2 protein-coding genes are annotated in these 1,637 nt (G+C 70.6%); both read left to right on the top strand.

All coding sequences use genetic code 11. The features are described 5' to 3' along the window. On the top strand, positions 1-294 hold a 294-nt coding region (locus K377_RS41130; protein ID WP_146614880.1), incomplete at its 5' end, for an adenosylhomocysteinase. Between the two features lie 61 nt (positions 295-355). Further along, positions 356-1,597 (top strand): PLP-dependent aminotransferase family protein, encoded by a 1,242-nt coding sequence (locus K377_RS41125; RefSeq protein WP_111668715.1) that lies wholly within the window; start codon positions 356-358, stop codon positions 1,595-1,597. Positions 1,598-1,637 lie beyond the last annotated feature (40 nt).

Raw genomic sequence — 1,637 nt, 5'->3', positions numbered from 1 at the left:
ATCATCGTGCTGTCCGAGGGCCGCCTGCTGAACCTGGGCAACGCCACCGGCCATCCGTCGTTCGTGATGTCCAACAGCTTCGCGGACCAGACGCTGGCCCAGATCGAGCTGTTCACCAAGCAGGCGGAGTACCCGGTGGGCGTCTACACGCTGCCCAAGCACCTCGACGAGAAGGTCGCCCGACTCCACCTCGACGCCCTCGGCGTCAGGCTGACGACGCTCCGCCCGGAGCAGGCCTCGTACATCGGCGTCGACGTCGACGGCCCGTACAAGCCCGACCACTACCGCTACTGAGCTGCGGGAGGACCACGTGCACGACATCGCAGCGAACCGGTTCGCCGTGCGCACCGCCGGCATGGAAGCCTCGGAGATCCGGGCGCTGTTCGCGGTCGCCAGCAGGCCCGAGGTGGTCTCGCTGGCGGGCGGCATGCCGAATCTGGCCGCCCTGCCGCTGGCCGCGCTCTCCCAGCAGGTGGCGCAGCTCGTCGCGGAGGACGGTCTGACCGCATTGCAGTACGCGTCGGCGCACGGACTGCCGCCGCTGCGGGAGCAGATCTGCGCCGTGATGGCGCTGGAGGGTGTCACCGCGCGGCCGGAGGAGATCGTGGTGACGGTCGGTTCGCAGATGGGGATCGATCTGCTGACCCGGCTGCTGTGCGATCCCGGTGACGTGGTGATGGCCGAAGGCCCCTCCTATGTGGGGGCGTTGGGCTCGTTCGCGGCGTACCAGGCGCAGGTCGTGCATGTGCCGATGGACAGGCACGGTCTGGTGCCGGACGGGCTGCGGGCGGCGCTGCTGCGGGCCCGGGCCGCCGGGCAGCGGGTGAAGATGCTGTACACGATCCCGAACTTCCACAATCCGGCGGGCGTGACGCTCGCGGTGGAGCGCCGGGCCGAGATCCTGGAGATCTGCCGCGCGCACGGGGTGCTGGTGGTCGAGGACAACCCGTACGGGCTGCTCGGCTTCGACGGCACCACCTACCCGGCGCTGCGGTCGACGGACCCGGACAACGTGGTGTACCTGGGCTCGTTCTCCAAGACGTTCGCGTCCGGGCTGCGGGTCGGCTGGGTGCTCGCGCCGGACGAGGTGCGCGAGAAACTGGTGCTGGCGATGGAGTCGGCGACGCTGTGCCCGCCCACCCTGAACCAGATGATCGTGTCGCGGTACCTGGACGGGCACGACTGGCAGGGGCAGATCGCCGTGTTCCGGGACATCTACCGGGAGCGGCGCGACGCGATGCTGGACGCGCTGGAGCGGTACCTGCCGCCGGAATGCACCTGGACGGTGCCGGACGGCGGGTTCTACGTGTGGGTGACCGTGCCCGAGGGCATCGACACCCGGGCGATGCTGCCGCGTGCGGTCGCGGCCGGGGTGGCGTACGCGTCGGGCAGCGGCTTCTACACGGACAAGTCGGGTGGCCGCCAGATGCGGTTGTCGTACTGCTACCCGACACCGGAACGGATCCGTGAAGGGGTGCGGCGGCTCGCCGGCGTGGTGGAGGCCGAAAGGGGACCCGGACTCTCCACCGGCTCCCCAGCGCCCGTCGAGCGCACTCCGGCAGCCTCGGGGGGTGAGCTCCGGTACGTGCGGTCATGAGCCCTCGCGGAGCACCGGACGGCCCGTCGGCACCCACACC

It is taken from the genome of Streptomyces sp. PsTaAH-137, from assembly GCF_003259365.1.
Classification (GTDB): Bacteria; Actinomycetota; Actinomycetes; order Streptomycetales; family Streptomycetaceae; genus Streptomyces.
Note: the sequence above shows the minus strand (reverse complement) of the source record. Positions and strands in the feature narration are given on the sequence as shown.

Excerpts from the sequence above, each read along its gene's own strand:
- K377_RS41125 (WP_111668715.1), top strand. The coding sequence starts at position 356 with ATGGAAGCCTCGGAGATCCGGGCGCTGTTCGCGGTCGCCAGCAGGCCC.